This window comes from Vibrio sp. EJY3 (assembly GCF_000241385.1).
In the GTDB taxonomy this organism is placed as follows: domain Bacteria; phylum Pseudomonadota; class Gammaproteobacteria; order Enterobacterales; family Vibrionaceae; genus Vibrio; species Vibrio natriegens.
This window is the reverse complement of sequence record NC_016614.1, coordinates 1,651,038-1,669,718: the sequence shown is the minus strand read 5'-3', so window position 1 is coordinate 1,669,718 and position 18,681 is coordinate 1,651,038. Positions and strand designations below refer to the sequence as shown.

Sequence of the window (18,681 nt, the reverse complement as noted above, 5' to 3'; positions counted from 1 at the left end):
CTTTTTATTGGTATTAACTCAGGGCTTGTAGGGAAGATTATTATGGATAGATTCTGGTGGAAAGCGGATTGTACTTATTGAATCGATAGTCGGTGACTATGTTCCAGAACTTGATGAAATCAGAAAAGTACTACGTTGAACTGCTTGAATTTAAGAACGAAATGGATGTTGAAGCGTAAAGATTGCCAGTTGCTAAAAACGAGTGCTTGATTCAGAGAGCTGTTGCTTTTGTGAGGCAGTGCGTTTCTGTGAACCAAGCATCTCGGTGATGATTGATTATGAGCCTGTTAGGTGTGTCGCTTACACCAAAAGGCCAAAGTTAAGCGTATTTGACTTCGAGCTGTTCTGCTTTCGAGAACCCCTCGTGAGTGGCAAGTTGGTTTCCATAACTTTCAATATTAGGGAAATGTTTGCTCATGCCAAACTTATGTACCAATTCCACGATGAAAGACATCATGATGTCTGCTCCGGTTAAGCGCTCCTCTACCAGATAGGTTTTCTCTTCCAAAGCTTGCTCGAAGTAATTCAAAACACTCATGGTTTCTTTATCTGCGTAGCCTGATAAGAACTCTGTTTGAGAGGGTTCTTTGCTTACAAAGACTTTCAGCAATATTGGTAAAATCGCCGAGCTTTCAGCAAAGTGCATCCACTGCAAGTACTGCGTATGAGCTTTCGTTCCGCGTTCTGGAGCAAGTTGACCGTCGCCGTATTTTTCGATCAGATACTCTGTAATTGCGCCTGATTCAATGATGATTTCACCGTCATCTTCCAGAACTGGTGACTTGCCTAGTGGATGTACACTTTTAAGCTCTGGAGGAGCCAAAAAAGTCACTTTGTCACGTGTATACGGTACGACTTCATAGTCCACGTTGAGCTCTTCGAGTAACCAGATAATGCGTTTCGAGCGAGACTGATTGAGATGGTGAAGTTTAATCATTCTTTATCCTATATTTACAGAGGGTTGTTTACCTGAACAACAACTTTGCCGAAGTTTTTTCCTTCGAGCAGACCGATGAACGCATCAGGTGCATTTTCCAGGCCTTGTACGAGTTGTTCACGGTATTGGATCTTTCCTTCTGCCAACCACTGGTTCATGTCTTGCGCAAATTCATCGTAACGGTGTCCGTAGTCATCAAAAATGATGAATCCTTGAACTTTGATTCTCTTTGTCAGAATGTTAACCATCAGTAGTGGCAGGGGGTCTGTGCCTTGTGGAAGCTCGGTCGCATTGTATTGAGAAATCAAACCACATACAGGAATACGGGCGTTTGTATTAAGCAGCGGAAGTACCGCATCGAATACCTTGCCGCCTACGTTTTCGAAGTAGACATCGATGCCATTGTCACATGCATTTTTCAATTGTTGCGCGAAATCGTCGGCTTTATGATCAATACACTCATCGAAGCCCAACTCTTCTTTTGCATAGCGACATTTCTCTTCACCACCGGCAATACCGACTACGCGACAGCCTTTAAGTTTTGCAATTTGACCGACCGTTGAGCCAACGGGGCCGGTTGCCGAAGCAACGACGATAGTTTCCCCTGGTTTTGGCTGGCCGATATCAAGCAATCCCATGTATGCCGTAAAGCCAGGCATACCTGCTACGCCTAGTGCATACGAAGGGTTTTGTGGATTTTTACCCAGCTTGATGACCATTTCACCGGTTGAAATCGCGTAGTCTTGCCAACCCACAGTGTAAGCGAGTACCCATTCACCCGCCTCGTAATCTGGGTGGTTTGATACTTCAACCTGACACACGGTTCCTGCAACCATTACGTCATCAATTGCAACTGGTTCTGCGTAAGATTTTGCATCACTCATGCGACCACGCATATAAGGGTCTAGTGATAGGTAGACGGTTCTTAACAACATTTCACCATCTTTTGGTACTGGCTTTGCCACTTCTTCCAGTCTAAAGTTTTCAGTTGTTGGTGCGCCGTGTGGACGTGATGCAAGTACGATTCTGCGGTTAAGTGCGTCTGTCATGTTATTTTCACCTTAAATTAGACCGGTCGTCTAGTTTTTGTTGCAAAATATCCCGCTCTGAGAGCGGGACAGTATTTTGTGTCTGCAGAAGGCTAGCCTTAAACAGACACTTATAGGGTTGTTCTCTTACTGCGTTGAAGCCACTTACGATAAAGTGCGTGTATTCTGCAATAGATCTTGAGTATAGGTCAGACTCTGCGTCAGTGCCGTCTGATCTTGATACAGCTTGTTGAGTAAGCTTGCACCATTCCAAAGGTAGTAGAGTTGCCTTGCTAACAATGCACTGTCACCATTTGCAATTGATCCGTCTTGAATGCCAACATCAATACAGTTCGCGATGGCTTGAATTGATTTGTCGGCTCCGCGACGTAGTGCAAGTCGCATTGGTTCGGAAAGGTCAGAAACTTCCGCGCTAAGTTTGACTAACAGACATTTGTTCGCATTACATACATCTTGTTCAACTTTTGCCAATTCCTCAAAGTAGCTCATCAGACGTTGGTATCCGTTGCGATCAGTATTGGTAAAGAGCTCATCTAACTTGTGGAAATAGCGATCGAAGTAAGCCTCAATCAAAGCCTCACCAAACTGCTCTTTGGATTTAAAGTAATGATAAAACGAGCCCTTTGGCACTGCTGCCGTTTTTAGAAGCTCGGAAAGTCCAACGCTCGTAAAGCCTCGGGTTACGATTAACTCGTATCCGACCTCGAGAATATGTTGGCGTGTGTCGTTAGTCTTAGCGTTCATGGGACGTACTATAATTAAAATTAGACCAGTCGTCTAGTTTGTTTTGATCAACTCGTATTCAATAACGAAAAGTGTGTCAGTATCAGGGTAAATCTCCCTAATCAGCTGCTTTAACTTTGGTAACTCCATGGCTTCTTGTTCTGCGTGGAACTCGTTGATTTCATTAAAGTTAAGTGGATTTACCGATAGGATCTTGATGTCACAGACCTTGCGGTTAGTCTCTAAAGTAAAGACTTCCACTTCGGTATTTGGGATGTAGTGACTTTCTGACTTATCTCGTATCGTGATGGTTTTTTTGCCCGATGTGATCAAAGGGGTCAGAAATTCAAAAAAGGTGATGGTTGTTGGATGAGATGACATGCAGCACTCGCTTCTCAAGGTTATGTAAATGCATTATATAGCGATACCTGAATAACCTCGAGGTGCTTATTTCAGTGCACGTCGCTTATTAATCCTCAGTTGGCTAAAACCGACAGCTTAGTGATTTCGTATGCTAAGCCATACCTTAGCGGCAAAGTAACCAAGTAACATGCCGCTCCAGTTGGTACTGAGATCCGCAACGCTAAATGTGCGGTTGGGGATAAAAAGCTGACTAAACTCCTCGAGTGAAATTATTAACAGCAGACACAGCAAAAGGCGAATTCCAAAAGTATCTGCTTTGTTTGGTCTGGCATGGCGGGGAAATGCAAATACGGCACAGAGGCTAATCAGCAGACTGAAGGTAAAGTGGAGCGTCGTTGATCCGCCGACATAGTGCTCCATATTGAGATAAGTCGCATGACTCAAATCAGAACTTTTCCACAGTGAAAGGCTAACGGTCAGTAGAGACACCAAGCCTAAAGTTATACGTGCAATTATCGATGACATAATTAACCCACTGGAAAGAAGCCTAAATAACGTTTAACAAAGTACAGTGCGGCAAGGTTCTGTATCGCCATTCCGATTGCCATAGCCCAAGCTGCGCCAATAACACCGTGAATGTGGCACAAGACGAGCAGCAGCAAAATCGAGATGGTTCCAGAGCCAATGGTGATGTATTTCATTGTTTTTTCATGTCCGCTCATTAAAAGCAGAAACCCGACCGAGCCAGTGGCAACGTTGACCAATTGACCGAGGGACAGCACCACAAGAAGAGGCGCGGCAGCGACAAACTCTTCGCCAAAAAAATTTAGTACAAATACAGGGTACAGTGTACAAATCAACACTGGAATTAATGCGGCTGCAATGTTCATTCGACAGGCCATCCGGCTCAAATTGCGTAATTTGTCCATCTCACCTTCTTTGTAAAGTGACGCAAACATTGGAGCGACGACAAAGTTAATAGTGATTAACACAAAGCCGATCAATAGTGAGGTCCGTTGGGCTGCGGCTAACAAGCCAATCTCTGAAGCTGAAATGAAGAACCCTGCGATGACGAGACTTCCCCACTGAAGAACGTTGTTAAATATGCTCCCAATCCAGACTTGTTTGGCTGAAGCCGTCAGTTGGAGATTAGGCGTTGACGTTGGTTTGCGAAATTGCCCCGATCTCACCCAGTTTGTTGTCGATGTCGTGGCAACAATCACGCATGTTAGCAGTAGAGCTGCCATGAGATAGTTGAGACTTTGCAGGCCAAACATGGCTAAAGCAGCAATGGCAAACACCATCAGCATACTCACACCCAATTGCAAAGCGAATAGCGAAGAGACCACTTTTTTGCTCGCTTGCAAGACTCGGCTATTGGTTTGTCCAAGTACTAAGAAAGGAACACAGAGTAACGCGAGTGCAACGGCTGGTAGAGGGGCATTGGTCTGATTGACTGTCTCGGGGAATAGATAGAATCCGGCAAAAATGACCAGTCCGGCCGGGACGCAAAATGCGAAGCTTCGGGATAACGCTGTTTTGTAATTATCGCTTTGTTGCTGAGCATTGTGACTGTTAAAGGCTATGGCGTTGTATCTCACCAAAGCCACGTCAAAGCCCAACTGAGAAATAATCGCGGTCAGTGATACTAGATTAAATAAGAAGAAAAACTGACCTGCTATCGAGGCATCTGTGGTTCGGGACACCATGACTGCAAGCAAAAATGCAAACAATGCGCTGAACACTCGGGTAAGCGCGGTTTTTAAGCCAAGTGAGAACAAGCTTTTTTGTTCGCTGGGCGCAGACAGTCTTTTTTGATGAAAGGCGTGAAACATGTAATCTCTCTAACGGTAGATGCTGTTCAAAGCGAGACGCTGTTTTTCTTCACTGAATGTGTCGTTCAATTCAGTCGTGTATTGGCCAAAATCAATATCGTGATAGTGGTTGATACAGTGGGTCAGCTGTTTTGCCATTTCTTGCGGCGTTTGCGCCAAAAATGGATAGTTCAGAGCTTCTGTCGCGCCAATCTTGCGAATCACCATTGGGAGATGCAGCTTAGCGGCCTCGAGAATCGTTAGTGGCATGCCTTCCCAAGCGGCAGTGTGCAGATAAATATCCGACGCTTTTAATTGCTTCATAACTTCACTACGAGGAAGCATGCCAGTCACGTGTACGCCTTGGTCTATTAAACGCTGTTCAAGCTCTTGGTCGCCACCACCAATCCAGGTGATCTCAAACTGACGATTGAGTGTCGCAACATCAAGGTGGGAAAGAGTATCAATCAGAAACTGAGGGTCTTTCTGAGGTGCGACCCGGCCAAGTACCACCAGTTTTAATGCGGCGGCTTTATCTCGGCTTTCGCGCTCTTCACTTTGATAAGATACGTAGTTATTAAGTAACTCAGCCTGCTTGGCGCCGATGCTGATGGCTAAGTCACATTCACGTTGGCTGCATCCCGCCACGATATCGATTCTATCTAACCGCAAGCGCTCTAACGTTTTATAGAGTTGTCGAGCAAAGCCTGAAATATCCTCCCGCTCAAATGCGTAGCAGTGGGGCGTGTAAACTAATCGTGCGTTGTTGAGTCGCAAAAAACGCCCCAAAAAGCCTGCTTTGCTCGAGTGTAGGTGGACAATATCTGGTTTGACTTCATCGATTGTTTTATTCGCATCTTTGATGAACTGCAGCAGTCCACCCTTTACCCATTGAACACGTGAAAATACATTGTGGTCGCTGTCATTGGTTAAATCATTTTCGCGAGCTCTGGCAACCAGAAAATGCTGATAAGGTTCATGACGGGAAGAGTGCGTGTAACTGTAAAGTGCCGTTTGAACACCACCACCAAAAGATTCGGTTATATGCAGTACTTTTTTCATGATGACTTGGTTCCCGGAGTTTGCTGCCATTTGGACTTAAATGCGTCTCGCTCTTGAACTGAGTAAACATGCTGATAAAGCGGCAAGTCGTACATGTAGAACAACTTAGAAAAATCGTATTGCTGCTTAAAGTACTGATAGATGTTTGAATACCATTTGTTTTTCGCTTCGTTGCTATTCTTCAACTCAAAATTGTCGACATTCAAAAACAGGCCAATCTCTCGGTCTAGCGAGCTGAGCTTTTCGCACTTAATTAACAGTACTTCTGCCTGACTGTTGCTAAAGGTGAAGAAAGGTTGGGTGTTATCAACCTTCTGGTCCATTACGTCGATGTTGAAGTTACGTTTCAGTTCGTTGTCGAACCAGTCGGCAAAATAGTTGAGGTTAATGTAGTTGTCGAAGCAGTGTTCCAAGTGCTGATAGGTCACGTCCATGTCGTTGTGGATCGCTTCGTTTTTTTTACCTTCGATAAACTGAAAATGAAGGTCCTGGAAAAAGCGAGACAATACAGTAGCGATAGGGTCACGCACTAAAGTGACGATTTTTATCTGTTCGCGTTTTTGCAGAATTCGTTTTCTTTGGTTAAGGACCAAACGGTAAATCGCACGGTTTTTGAAATCGAAGAATTTCTTCACATCGCGTTTGTTGTGATACATGTGGAACTCCTCATGATCATCAAAGGTATGGATGTGGTAACTGGGAATATTACGCTCTCCCAATGTGTGTTCAATGGAAGATGAGCCGACTTTGCCCATCTGGTAAACCAAGACAAAGTTGTCAGCTCGAAGCTCTCGGTTCTTTTCAAATTGTCGAGCGATTGAATATTTCATTGATCAAGTCCTTGATTATTAAAATTGGTGGCTTTAATTCCCGAACATGAAGGCATGCGGCTGGATTCATCCGTGCGTTTTATGCTGAGCATTACCGGTAGTAACAGGATTAAAATAATCGTGGTATTTACCGCAACGAAGCAGACCATAATGAGCGCGTACGCTGCGAGTAGCAGGCTTTTGCGGTTCTCATTTAAGCTATAGAAGCAAAATTTGATGAAAAAAAAGTATCCACCGAACAACAGCGCAATACCCAGTAACCCATACTCGATGGCGGTATCTAGAACAAAGTTATGGGTGTAAATCGCCAGCTCTTGATAGTTAAAGTAATTGACCATGAAGCTAGGCAACATTTTGGCTCCCACACCTAAGATGGGATGCTGTTGGAGAATGTCGAAACCATTGGCGAGTAAAAGTTTTCGGTGCAAATTGGATACCCACCTCGCTTCACTCTGATTGGCAAACAAGATGTCTTCTTGGGTGAACTCTAGCTGATCGGCTAACGTGTCGAAGCCCACATATGAAGTGATGGACACCGCAGCCAACACCGCGAAACTCAGGGTCAGTAATATGGTCCAGGTATATGTTTCACTGACGGTTTTTCTCATCAAACTTTTAATGAAAAGCTGATCCAAAAGAAACAATAAACAAAAGCCAAGCAGGGCTTTGCGCTCTTGCGATAAAACCAGTAAGACCAGTGCTATCAGCATTAAAATATGGAAGGCGCGAATTTTGTCTCGATATAAATAGAGCAACGAGCAGAGCAGGCCAAAACCATACTTACTGACCCCAAGAAGCTTGAATCCACTTTGATAACCTTGGGCAAAATGCCAAGCGGCAACCAGACAGCAAATAACGAAGAGAATATAAGAAAAGTACACCATGACTCGTTCATCTTCGAAAGCTCCATAGGCGAACAGTAATCCGAGCAGACTAAGAATCGCTACCCACTGAACGGTTTCGGTAATGAGAGGCATCAAGGGCACACGATTAAGCAGGCCGTTAATAAACACATAACCGGTGAACAGCAATACAAATCCGATACACGGATGCAGCAGCTTGCGTGTTTTACTTTCCATAACAACAAGCGCACTTAATCCCAGAGAGAGAAGACTTGCGATATCACTCGGCGCTAGCGCAATACTTCCAGCTTGAATTTTCACCGGCACAAAAAAGAGCGCTAGGGTAAACGCAGCCAGCAAAGGGATGTGATTACTTACTGGCATAGAGTTCATCATAAGCCCTGTAATAGCTCTCTCTGAATTGTTCCAGAGTGAAAGATTTACAACGTTCGACAAAAAATTGGGTAGCCATTTCATAATGGGCTTGGCTACTGAAAATTATCTCAATCTTATCGGCTAATTCCTGTTCGTTTCCTAGTTCAAATAAGTAGGAGTCGTTACCAATCACTTCATCTAATCCCGGAACATTCGAGCCTAAAACGGGCAACCCTTCAGCCATCGCTTCCACGGCGGCCAGCCCAAAGCCTTCAATAATTGAAGATTGAACATACACATCAAGATTGGATAAAAAAGTCGGCACATCTGAGATGACACCATGCCAGTGCACACGGTGAGCGCAATTTAATTGTTGCGCTAAATCTTGCAGCTGTTGTTTTTTATCACCGTCACCCGCTAAATGAAGGTGGTAGTGTTCCGGTAATTTAGCGATGGCCTTTATGAGCGTCGGGTGATCTTTATAGCCATGAAGTCTGCCTGCCATCCCGATATTGATTGGGCTGTCTGGTTGAATTCTGCTATACGATTTGGCTTTTCTGGAGAAACGATTTAAGTCGACGCCATTGTAAATAACGTCGTAGCGATCCTTGTATATCGGCAAGAACCTGACTAACTCTTCTCTTACTTTATTGGTGATACAAATCGTTTTCTGATGTTTTTGGTACATCAGATACTCCATAAACTTCAAGGCAGGGTAATCTCTGCGTCTATTCGTCGTATTGTGTTCGGTTTGTACCCGTTTCTTACCAATCGCCAGTAAAGCGACGTATATCGAAGGAAATAAATGGCTGTGGATCAGGTTTGGCCAGCGCAACAGCCTCCACTTTTCTTTTATCGACAGGGAAGGCCAGTAATAGAAACTGACCCCGTTTTCATTTAGCTGGGTCTCGAAGTCATTGTCTTTATTCAGAACCAGTATCTTTACTTCGTAGTGGGGCTTATGCTTAACAACAAGGTCAACCAGAAAGCGTTGCGCTCCCCCGTTGTTAGATAAGTCATTAATTATATGCAGTATCTTCATTTATCTACCATGCTGTTTCTGTGTGTATTTGTTCTTGATGTTGTCAATTTCTGAGCTCGTAAAGAAATGCATAGCAAGCTTTGAAGAAAGCATGTCCTCAACAAACTCTGGTTTGAGTTGGTAAGAGCTCTTGAACTCAGTGGCAAGTGGCGAGTACCACTTGTTTTCCGATTGGTTGTCATGAGTCACTTGGATGTCTTGCTGCAAGAATTCACTGATCGCCTGCTGTGACTGGTCCAGTTTGTCGGTTCTAATCACCATCAAAGAGAAATTGCCCTTTTGATAGGTTTGATAACCAAGCTCATGATCAAACGGATGAATAAAAACATCTATTCCTGTGAGTGCTTTGATTTCGTTGTCAAACCACTCAAGCGGATAGTGATGATTCACATGCTCCTCAAACGCTTCATGAAGCAGTTGAGGACGTTCTGAACGGACGGCACTGTCATCTTTGAGGTATTTATCCGCGACCCAAAAAGGGAGTGACTGAAAGAGCATGGATATGTTTCTGCCAATAGGCTCTCTGACCAGCGAGATAATACGCACATGCTGTTTACGTTTTAGCATGTTGATCATAATGGCCCGTTTCAGTAGCCGCTTGACGTAGTTGGTTTTTGGTTTGTATAACTGTGCTCGCACAGGGGAGATCTGTTTTGACGCCGAAATGGACATCAGGTCATGCAGATGGATCGATCCCTCAATCGACTTTTCTAGTGCACTCGAACCCACTTTTCCCATTTGGTATATCAATACGGGCTGTTCCTGACGCTTCAGCGTTTGGTACCAAGACACTTGTTTAGTAGGCGTATTTGTGGACATATAACGCTTCCCCTTCCTTAGATTTTGCCTGTGTAATAAGCACACCAAGAGATGGTACGGAATGTTGTAATTGTTTAGATAACGCAACGTTAACCAGTTGTGCTTTGGTTGACTCTGCACGAATAACGGTAATCAGACCATTCGCATACTGACCCAAAATCAGAGCATCGCTCACTGACAGTAATGGTGGTGTGTCAATAATGATGCGGTCGTATTTTTCTTGAAGGTAATCCAATAGCTTCTTAAATCGTGCCGAGGCTAACAGTTCCTGCGGATTTGGCGGAATTAATCCTGCTGGCAAAACATCCAGCTTTGCTTCTTCCACTCTCACAATGCAGTCTTTAATGGACGTATCCATCGTAAGTATGTTGGTTAATCCCGGTTGAGATTCGGCAATGTCGAATCTTTTGGCCAATGAAGGTTGGCGAAGGTCACAGTCAATGATCAATACCTTTTCCATGGTAGAAAAAGACACGGCCATATTAATGCTGGTGGACGTTTTCCCTTCTTCCGGGATAGCAGAAGTAAAGGGCAGAACTTTCTGTTTTGCGTTGGTGAGTCTGAGTAACAGAGAGGTTCTGACGGAGCGACACGCTTCACTAAACAGTTTTTCATTCTTATCTAAGTAAGCTGTGTAGCTGAGTCCATTTTTACGCAAGCGACGGCTTTTGACGAGTGGGATAGTGCCCAAGCAGGTCACGCCTAGTTTTTCTTCAACATCCGATGCGGTTCTTATCACCTCACGCAATGTTTCTAAAATGATGACGAGCGCACAGGCAATCGCAAACCCGAATACTGTTGCAATAAGAACCAGCTTCATTCTCTGTGGCGCAACGGGAAACAGAGGAATAATGGCTTTATCTGTGAAACGAGCGGTGACATTTTTGTAGTCGCTGGTCGCACTGGTTTCCTTCTCTCGGTTTAAGAACGCTTCGTAAAGCGCTTTGTTGGATTCAACTTCTCGCTTGAGTTGTTCATAGCGCGCTTTTTGTGAACCCAATGATTGGAACTCTGTTTTCTTGCGATTCAACTCAGCACGCAGCATGTCTTCCTGAGATTTTGCTGACAGTAAGTCTTGCTGTTTACTGAACGAAATTTCGCGAATTAGCTGTTGGGTTCTGGTTTGGATCGAATCTAATTGGGCTTTCGCCTGAATCATACGATCGTGCTTAGGTCCGTAACGCTGCGCCAGTTCGGACAAGTTCTTCTCCGCCTGAGCCTCCGAGAGTTTCAGATCACGGATCTGTACTTGGTTGGCGAACTCATCTATCGACAGCAGGCTATCTAAGCTTTGCGATGATTTGCGTCTCAGAAGCTGAATCAACGATTGCGCTTCAATACGGTTGTTAACAGCGGTGTTGAGTTTTCGGTTGAGCTCTTCCAGCTCATTAGCGTAGATTTCATCGATACCGTTGATATCAATCAGTCCCTCTTGCAATAAGAAGTCTTGCAGAGCCTGTTCTGAATCTCTCAAACGCTCTTCTAACTTTTGCGAGTTGTTGGTCAGCCAGGTTGCGGCATTTTGTGTGACGACTAATTTCGCTTCAAAGTTTGTGTCGATGTAGGCTTGACCCACCGCATTGGCGACTTGTGTTGCTAGTTTAGGATCCACCGATCGAAAACGGATTTTAACCATTTGCGTATTGCGGACAGGTTCTATTTCTAGCTTGTCTTTAAACGTTTGCAGTGCTCGATAATAGGTATCGGAATACTGCGCTGTTTCTGTTGGGTTTGGCGTAACGTTGAGTAAGTCTTGAACCAGTGGAATTGATTTTATGTTATCAATGGTTTGTTTTAGCCCACCTGTACTCGTGAACTCGGGATACTGAGTCAAGTTAAGGCCTTGGATAACCTTATCCGCGATGTGGTTCGACTGTAAAATCGCCACTTGAGTCTGGAAGTACTCTTTCTTGGTCGTATCCACGCCATAGACTTCTTCTATGGACAAAGCGCTTTTTTGCTCTTCTTGAATCAAAAGTGTTGCTGTTGCTTGGTATATAGAAGTTTTGGAGTAGATATACCAAGTGCAGGCCAAAGAGAAAATTAAGGTAAAAGCAGCAATACTCAACCAGTTCTTTTTGAGCGTATTATAGTGATGACCAAAACGAATCAGTTCTACTTTGTTCATCGGGAAGGTGCTTGGGTGAGTTCCGTTCATTTGATTACCTGTCACTTAGAAGAAGCTTTGATCAATAAATACAATGTCACCAGGCTCAACATTCAGGTGCATATCGACATTTTCTACCGTTTTACCGGTTTTGTGTTTGGTGAGGTTAATTCCCTTGCGTGATGCTCTGTCAGTGAGCCCACCCGCGAGAGCGATCGCTTTTTCTATCGTCAGCCCCGGACGATACTCAAAACCACCGGGTTTACGTACTTCGCCATTGACGTAGAAAAGGCGGAAGTTATTGATCGTAACCATGACTTTTGGATCTATCAGGTAATCGCCTTTAAGTCCGGTTTCAATTTCATCTTTAATCTGTTTTGGCGTTTTCTGGATCGCTTTAATTCTGCCGAGATAAGGGTAATCAAAGTAGCCGTCAGACGTGATCTGTATGTTCAAAATCGACAAATCTTCTTCGCCATAAACTTGTATCGAAATGGTATCCCCGGTATCAAGTAGGTAGTCTTGTTCATTCGTTGTAGCCGTGGCGAACGTGCTAAATAGCAATAAAACCAGGCTAATAAGCGTCGTTAATGGGTTCATTAAAAATCCTTTTTACAGCGAAAATTGAGTGCTTAGTGTCCAAACATTCTGTTGGAAGCTATAGCCTGTTCGGTCTGACGTTTTATCTTGGTATTGCCAGTTGGCCTGCAGTAGAATCCAACGTTTGATTTGATAGTCGATACCGGCAGACAGCGAGTAACGTTCGCTATCTCTTGAAGTCATTCCCGGAAGCTCCCCGGTGTAGTCATCTTCTTGGTATAGGAATCCTAACTCTGTGGCGAGGTAGCTATTCCAGTCATGCTTAAAATCAATTCGATAGCGTGTTTGCAGGTTGTAGTCGCCATCTTGATCTGGATTCACCGCAGCTTGAGTTGTTTTTACCGTAATCAGCGTTTGCTCTTGAGGTAACCACTCGAAGCCGATATCCCAACTGAAGCCTTTAAAAGTTTCTCGCTCATTGCTATCAAAGTCTTTTATTTGGTAGCCAAGTCGAGCAATACCCTGTGTTTTTCCGGTTACTTCCCACTGTGCCCCGGTATAGTAAAAGCCCGCTGTACTGTCTCTGGGTGCCATGGCTGGGTTGCTGTGCTGATAATCGGTTTGAATTTGTCTGCTGCCTATCAACCAGTAAGTTCTTGGCGTTGCTCGCAAATAAAACTCAGCGTGAGCACTGGGTGCTCTAAAGTCGTTGTATTTTGTTTTCGCATTTGGTGCGAACGTTAAGCCGTCGCGATAGTTTTGGTAGGTTTTGTCGCTAAAGTTGATACCGAACTCGAAACGTCCTTTGGCCCCCTCGGAACCAAAAATGTAATTGGTTTTTAGATCGTTACGGTGGAATCTAATTGGCGAGTCAACCGCGTCACCATTGCCTTCTGTGATGTTTTCACCTCTCAATTCATGCTGGGCACGGAATTGATAATCGACGACCAGACGATTCCGGTGGTTAAATTCAAAGAAATTGGTGAATTGAAAGGTATGATCATCGTAATCATTACTGTCATCCGATGAGAAGCCCGATTTCAATTTGTACATAAGGTTAGCGCGATATTGATTTCGCTCGATTCGGGCAAGCAGGCTTGGCTCTACTCCCCAAGTATTAATGGACTTCGCGTTCTCTTCGTCTTTATTCACGTTGTCGTCGCCTTCATAAAAGGCTTTCACTTGCGGAATAAATTCAATACCTGAGCTGGTTGTATACGCCATTGGTTCTGCCAAAGTGAACATTGGCAAAAAGAGTAGCGAAATGATTGGAGTTGCCGTCTTCATCGTCTCTACCTTAGTAAGCGTTAGCGCCGGTGAATCCTTTAAATACGGTCAGGAATATGATTTTTATATCCATCCATACCGACCATTGGTGGATGTATTCCAAATCAAACTCGACGCGTTTTTCCATTTTATCGAGAGTATCGGTTTCGCCTCGGTAACCGTTAATTTGAGCCCAGCCAGTAATGCCGGGTTTTACTTTATGTCGCAGCATGTAACGGTCGACAATTTGACGATACTCTTCGTTGTGGGCAACGGCGTGAGGACGCGGTCCTACGATGGACATGGTGCCTTGCAATACGTTAAAAAACTGCGGCAACTCGTCGAGTGATGTGCGGCGTAGAAACCCACCAAACGGGGTAATTCGAGGGTCGTTTTTTGTTGCCTGTTTAATGTGGCTACCTTGATCCATGGTGGTCATGGAACGGAATTTCCAAACGGCAATTTTGCGACCATCCAAACCATAGCGGTGCTGCTTAAAGATGACTGGTCCTTTGGACGTTGCTTTGATGCCGATAGCTATCGCAATGAGTATTGGCGAGATTAAGAGCAAGATCAGACTTGAGAAAATGATATCTTCAAGACGTTTTATCCAGGATGAAACACCAGCGAAAGGCGTGTCGAAAACGCTGAGAGTCTGAACCTGCCCGATTTGATCCCAGCGAGAATGCAACAAGTTATAGGTAAAGAAATCTGGTATGAGGTATGTGTTCGCGGTGGTGTCGGAGAACTGATTAAGAAGCGATGCGATACGCTCATTCGCATGCATTGGCATCGCGATATAAACATAATCAACGTCGCCCTTTTTAGCGCGTTCTAGTGCTTGGTCAACAGGACCTTTTATTGGGTATTGGGAGTGAGGGAGTCTGTCTTTGGAGCGTTCGTCGTAGAAACCATCAAACAAGACACCATGCTCGGTATGAGATTGTATTTCGTTCGCTAGGGTAATACCGTGTGGGGTTTGACCGATAATGATGGCTGTACGAGTGTTTAAACCCATTGTTCGCAAATACGCTAAGCCCGTGCGGAAGGCCAGTCTCCACGTTAAAAGTAAAAGCGGTGTAATGATCACCCAAAATCCTAAAATGCTGCGATCAAACAATGGATACACTTCAGAAAAATAAATAACCGCAAACAGCAATGTGATGGTTATCAGCCACGACATACAGGTGATGAATGCTTGTGCTTTAAATGAGCTGGTACGCCACGAGCGATAAAGGTTGCCGCTCTCAGCCATCAACAAAAATGAGATGCCAGCGACAAATGAGAGTATGACGTAGTCCTTGTCCATTGTGGTATGCGTTCCTCTGAATACCAGAAACAGCATAAAGAAGACAATGACGGTAAGATCGGCGATGCGATATAAAAAAGCGAACTCTGCTTCATGAGAACGAATAAGTCCTTTGTATTTCATTACCTAGATTCCCTTCTGACACGCTACCGCCAATGGAGTTATTGTCCAGAGGTTGTGCCGTAAACGTTTTAATTAGTGAACAGATTTTTCAACGAACTTTTGTACTGCGAAAACACTTAAATTCGGTAGTAAGTTTAAAAATTCGTTGCGCAAAGGTAAGTGGAATTAAGAATGAAATTTAAACTTGGTGCTCAGCTTCTTATTTAGGATAAAGCTGGTACTTAGAAGCAAGGGATGAGTAAAAGTATGATGAAAGTAGACTGAAAATTTAGACTAAGGTTTATATAGCTAGTGGCCTAATGAACTAGCTTTTGAGCAGAAAAATAATGGATTAGTTGTGGTTATTTTTAATTAGACGTATTGCTATGAGTGGTTTTGATGAATATTTTTGCTTTATTGGCCGGATATAAAAATCCCTCTCGATTGAGGAGAGGGATTTTTAGTAATTAGAGGTGAACTAATTATTCGACGTCTACGCCATTCTCTTTAAATAGGCGACGACATGCGCGACCATCGCTGTGGAATAGGTGACAACGGTGTGCCGGGATACCAATTTCCAATTTATCACCCAGGTCGACAGCTAGCGTATCTGGTTGACGGAAAATAACGTCAGCATCTGCACCTTCAAGGTTTAGGTATACCTGAGTTTCGTTACCTAGCTTCTCCACAATCATCACTTCACCGTGAATGCTTGCATCTGCTTCAGAAGCGGATAGTAAGTGCTCTGGACGGATACCCAAAGACATACGGTCACCGCGGTTAACAGTTGTGCCGTCAACAGGAATCCAGAATGATACGCCGTTAGATAGCTGAACTTTTACGCGTTCTGCTTCGGCTTCTTCAATAAATACACTCATGAAGTTCATTTTTGGAGAACCGATAAAGCCTGCAACGAAGCGGTTTTGTGGGTAATGGTATAGCTCCAGTGGCTTACCAACCTGAGAAACATAACCACCATCCAAAACGACGATCTTATCTGCCATTGTCATCGCTTCTACCTGGTCGTGCGTTACGTAAATCATCGTACAACCCAGCTGGCGCTGTAGTTTAGTGATTTGAGAACGCATGTTTACACGCAGTGCCGCGTCAAGGTTAGACAGAGGCTCATCCAACAGGAATACGTTTGGCTGTGAAACCAGAGTTCGACCAATCGCTACACGTTGGCGTTGACCGCCTGAAAGTGCTTTAGGTTGACGTTCAAGCAGGTGACCTAGCTGTAGGATTTCTGCTGCGTGTTCAACACGTTTGTCAATCTCAGCTTTGTCTGCTTTAGCCAGCTTAAGACCGAATGACATGTTGTCATAAAGGTTTAAGTGTGGGTATAGAGCATAAGACTGGAATACCATACCAACACCACGTTTGGATGGTTCAACGTCATTCATGCGCTCGTCACCAATATATAAATCACCTGAAGTAATGTCTTCTAGACCGGCAATACAACGTAGAAGGGTAGATTTACCACAACCTGATGGACCTACGAAAACAACGAATTCACCTTCGTTAATTTCCAGATCTACGTTTTTAGAAATCAATACGTCGCCATACGCTTTACAAACATTTTTTAACGTGACACTCGCCATTTAGCTCGTCCTCGATCAAATTTTTATTTTTCACCACTCATCATTATATGAATTATCTAGCGAGCAGTAACAGTAGGAATCGGTAAGTAAAGGTGGTTGATAAGAAAAGTAGGGTAGCACTTCAATAAATTGTCCTAAGAAGTGCTACCCGTCACAGCCAAGTACGAGTTTCTCTCCCCCACATTAATAGCGTTGTCTCCCCCGTGAAAAAATAACCACAAACAACACCAATCAATGACATTCCACTCGTATGGCAATGCAAAACCAGCCTATTTTCACCTAACTAATAGGTATAGCTGGGAAAGGGTTCTTACCATCCACTCTTGGATGGGTGCAGTTTCTAAGATTGTTCCTTTTGTCACATCCTCCTAATCGAAATAATTGTGGGGGGAGTAGACGGGGAGGAGTAAAAAAGGAGGAGTAATGAAGGAGTTGGGCGGAAATCACATTATCACACCACCTAAAGTTGAAGTGGATCACGACAAAAGCCCTTTTTGTGATTTGGGTCTCCTATGCTTGACGATATAGATCACGAAAATACGCCATAATTGATAGGGCGTAGGGATTAGGAGGATGAGACATACTGGATTATTTCAGATGATATATGTCGAAATACGGCTGAACCTCAATGGACTAGCCCTACATCAAAAATATAACAAAGGATACGAACATGAAAAAGTTAAGCGCTGTAGCACTAGGTACTCTTGTTGCTTTGGGGTCATTTGGTGCTCATGCTGCCATCGAAGAAGGACAACTAACTATCTGGATCAATGGCGACAAAGGTTACAACGGCCTTGCTGAAGTTGGTAAGAAGTTTGAAGAAGACACTGGTATTAAAGTAACAGTGGCTCACCCTGATGGCCTTCAAGATAGATTCCCACAAACAGCAGCGACTGGTGACGGTCCTGATATCGTATTCTGGGCTCACGACCGTTTTGGTGGTTACGCAGAAGCTGGTCTTTTGGCAGAAATCAAACCTTCTAAAGAAATTCAGGAAGGCATCGTTGATTTCGCATGGGATGCAGTGCGTTACGACGGCAAACTTATCGGCTACCCTGTAGCGGTTGAGTCTCTATCTCTAATTTACAACAAAGATCTTGTTCCTAACCCACCTAAGAGCTGGGAAGAAGTTGCAGAGCTTGACGCGAAACTTAAGAAAGACGGCAAATCTGCAATCATGTGGAACCTAAAAGAACCGTACTTCACTTGGCCATTAATGGCTGCTGATGGCGGTTACGCGTTCAAATACACTTCTGAAGGCTACGACGTTAAAGACGCGGGTATCGCTAAGCAAGGTGTGAAAGATTCTATGTCTTTCGTTAAAGGTCTTGTAGACAAAGGCGTAATTTCTGCAGATATGGATTACTCAGTATCTGAGTCTGCGTTTAACCAAGGTGAAACTGCGATGACTATCAACGGTCCGTGGTCTTGGGGCAACATCGAGAAGTCTGGCATCAACTACGGTGTAACTACACTACCTAAATTCCAAGGTCAGTCTTCTAAGCCATTCGTTGGTGTTCTAACAGCAGGTATCAGCACTGCGTCACCAAACAAAGACCTAGCGGTAGAATTCCTAGAAAACTACCTGCTAACTAACGACGGTCTGCGTAAAGTTAATGATGACAAGCCATTGGGCGCGGTAGCACTTAACTCATTCCAACGTGAGCTAGATTCTGATGCACGAATCGCGGCAACAATGGATAACGCAATGAACGGCGAAATCATGCCAAACATCCCTCAAATGAATGCATTCTGGGGTGCGGCTAAGAACGCAATCATCAACGTTGTTGACGGTCGTCAAACTGTAGATGCAGCGCTTGCTGATGCAGAAAAACAAATGACTAAATAATTCTGTAATACCTTTTTAAGGAGGGGGTAACTCCTCCTTACTTTTCTATAC

At 44.1% G+C, this 18,681-nt stretch carries 17 protein-coding genes; 1 reads left to right on the top strand and 16 read right to left on the bottom strand.

Going from position 1 to position 18,681, the window contains the following annotated elements; translation table 11 throughout:
• Positions 1–319 precede the first annotated feature (319 nt).
• The 16 genes from VEJY3_RS23245 to malK all read right to left on the bottom strand — a co-directional run bounded on the left by VEJY3_RS23245 (position 320) and on the right by malK (position 16,781).
• Complete coding sequence (locus VEJY3_RS23245; protein WP_014234880.1) at positions 320–937, bottom strand: glutathione S-transferase family protein; 618 nt, start codon at positions 935–937, stop codon at positions 320–322.
• 14 nt (positions 938–951) lie between these two features.
• Positions 952–1,986: an NADP-dependent oxidoreductase gene (locus VEJY3_RS23240; RefSeq protein ID WP_014234879.1), complete on the bottom strand. Its 1,035-nt coding sequence runs from the start codon at positions 1,984–1,986 to the stop codon at positions 952–954.
• 144 nt (positions 1,987–2,130) lie between these two features.
• Positions 2,131–2,730 (bottom strand): TetR/AcrR family transcriptional regulator, encoded by a 600-nt coding sequence (locus VEJY3_RS23235; protein ID WP_014234878.1) that lies wholly within the window; start codon positions 2,728–2,730, stop codon positions 2,131–2,133.
• Between the two features lie 33 nt (positions 2,731–2,763).
• Complete coding sequence (gene yqfB, locus VEJY3_RS23230; RefSeq protein WP_014234877.1) at positions 2,764–3,090, bottom strand: N(4)-acetylcytidine aminohydrolase; 327 nt, start codon at positions 3,088–3,090, stop codon at positions 2,764–2,766.
• Between the two features lie 117 nt (positions 3,091–3,207).
• A complete protein-coding gene (locus VEJY3_RS25140; protein ID WP_014234876.1) occupies positions 3,208–3,597 on the bottom strand; it encodes a VanZ family protein in 390 nt (129 codons plus the stop codon).
• A 2-nt stretch (positions 3,598–3,599) separates the two neighbouring features.
• A complete protein-coding gene (locus VEJY3_RS23225; protein ID WP_014234875.1) occupies positions 3,600–4,907 on the bottom strand; it encodes an oligosaccharide flippase family protein in 1,308 nt (435 codons plus the stop codon).
• Positions 4,908–4,916: 9 nt separating this feature from the next.
• Positions 4,917–5,948 carry a glycosyltransferase gene (locus tag VEJY3_RS23220; RefSeq protein ID WP_014234874.1) on the bottom strand — a complete coding sequence of 344 codons (1,032 nt, stop codon included), beginning with the start codon at positions 5,946–5,948 and terminating at the stop codon, positions 4,917–4,919.
• On the bottom strand, positions 5,945–6,778 hold the full coding sequence (locus VEJY3_RS23215; RefSeq protein WP_014234873.1) for a putative capsular polysaccharide synthesis family protein: 834 nt from the start codon (positions 6,776–6,778) through the stop codon (positions 5,945–5,947). Before VEJY3_RS23215 ends, VEJY3_RS23220 begins: the two co-directional genes overlap by 4 nt.
• Positions 6,775–8,013 carry an O-antigen ligase gene (locus VEJY3_RS23210; protein WP_041170512.1) on the bottom strand — a complete coding sequence of 413 codons (1,239 nt, stop codon included), beginning with the start codon at positions 8,011–8,013 and terminating at the stop codon, positions 6,775–6,777. Before VEJY3_RS23210 ends, VEJY3_RS23215 begins: the two co-directional genes overlap by 4 nt.
• Positions 7,991–9,037: a glycosyltransferase gene (locus VEJY3_RS23205; RefSeq protein WP_014234871.1), complete on the bottom strand. Its 1,047-nt coding sequence runs from the start codon at positions 9,035–9,037 to the stop codon at positions 7,991–7,993. The genes VEJY3_RS23210 and VEJY3_RS23205 overlap by 23 nt, the downstream gene beginning before the upstream one ends.
• The gene (locus VEJY3_RS23200; protein ID WP_014234870.1) at positions 9,038–9,856 is read right to left on the bottom strand and encodes a putative capsular polysaccharide synthesis family protein; all 819 of its coding nucleotides are present in this window, start codon (positions 9,854–9,856) and stop codon (positions 9,038–9,040) included.
• On the bottom strand, positions 9,834–12,014 hold the full coding sequence (locus VEJY3_RS23195; protein WP_014234869.1) for a polysaccharide biosynthesis tyrosine autokinase: 2,181 nt from the start codon (positions 12,012–12,014) through the stop codon (positions 9,834–9,836). Before VEJY3_RS23195 ends, VEJY3_RS23200 begins: the two co-directional genes overlap by 23 nt.
• Positions 12,015–12,029: 15 nt before the next feature.
• Entirely contained in the window at positions 12,030–12,563 is a 534-nt protein-coding gene (locus tag VEJY3_RS23190) for a polysaccharide biosynthesis/export family protein (RefSeq protein ID WP_014234868.1), read from the bottom strand.
• 12 nt (positions 12,564–12,575) lie between these two features.
• The gene (locus VEJY3_RS23185; protein WP_014234867.1) at positions 12,576–13,790 is read right to left on the bottom strand and encodes an outer membrane beta-barrel protein; all 1,215 of its coding nucleotides are present in this window, start codon (positions 13,788–13,790) and stop codon (positions 12,576–12,578) included.
• A 10-nt stretch (positions 13,791–13,800) separates the two neighbouring features.
• On the bottom strand, positions 13,801–15,201 hold the full coding sequence (locus tag VEJY3_RS23180; protein WP_014234866.1) for an undecaprenyl-phosphate glucose phosphotransferase: 1,401 nt from the start codon (positions 15,199–15,201) through the stop codon (positions 13,801–13,803).
• Between the two features lie 461 nt (positions 15,202–15,662).
• Positions 15,663–16,781 carry a maltose/maltodextrin ABC transporter ATP-binding protein MalK gene (malK, locus tag VEJY3_RS23175; protein WP_014234865.1) on the bottom strand — a complete coding sequence of 373 codons (1,119 nt, stop codon included), beginning with the start codon at positions 16,779–16,781 and terminating at the stop codon, positions 15,663–15,665.
• A 670-nt stretch (positions 16,782–17,451) separates the two neighbouring features.
• Here malK and malE point away from each other — a divergent pair.
• Complete coding sequence (malE, locus tag VEJY3_RS23170; protein ID WP_014234864.1) at positions 17,452–18,630, top strand: maltose/maltodextrin ABC transporter substrate-binding protein MalE; 1,179 nt, start codon at positions 17,452–17,454, stop codon at positions 18,628–18,630.
• Positions 18,631–18,681: the final 51 nt, after the last annotated feature.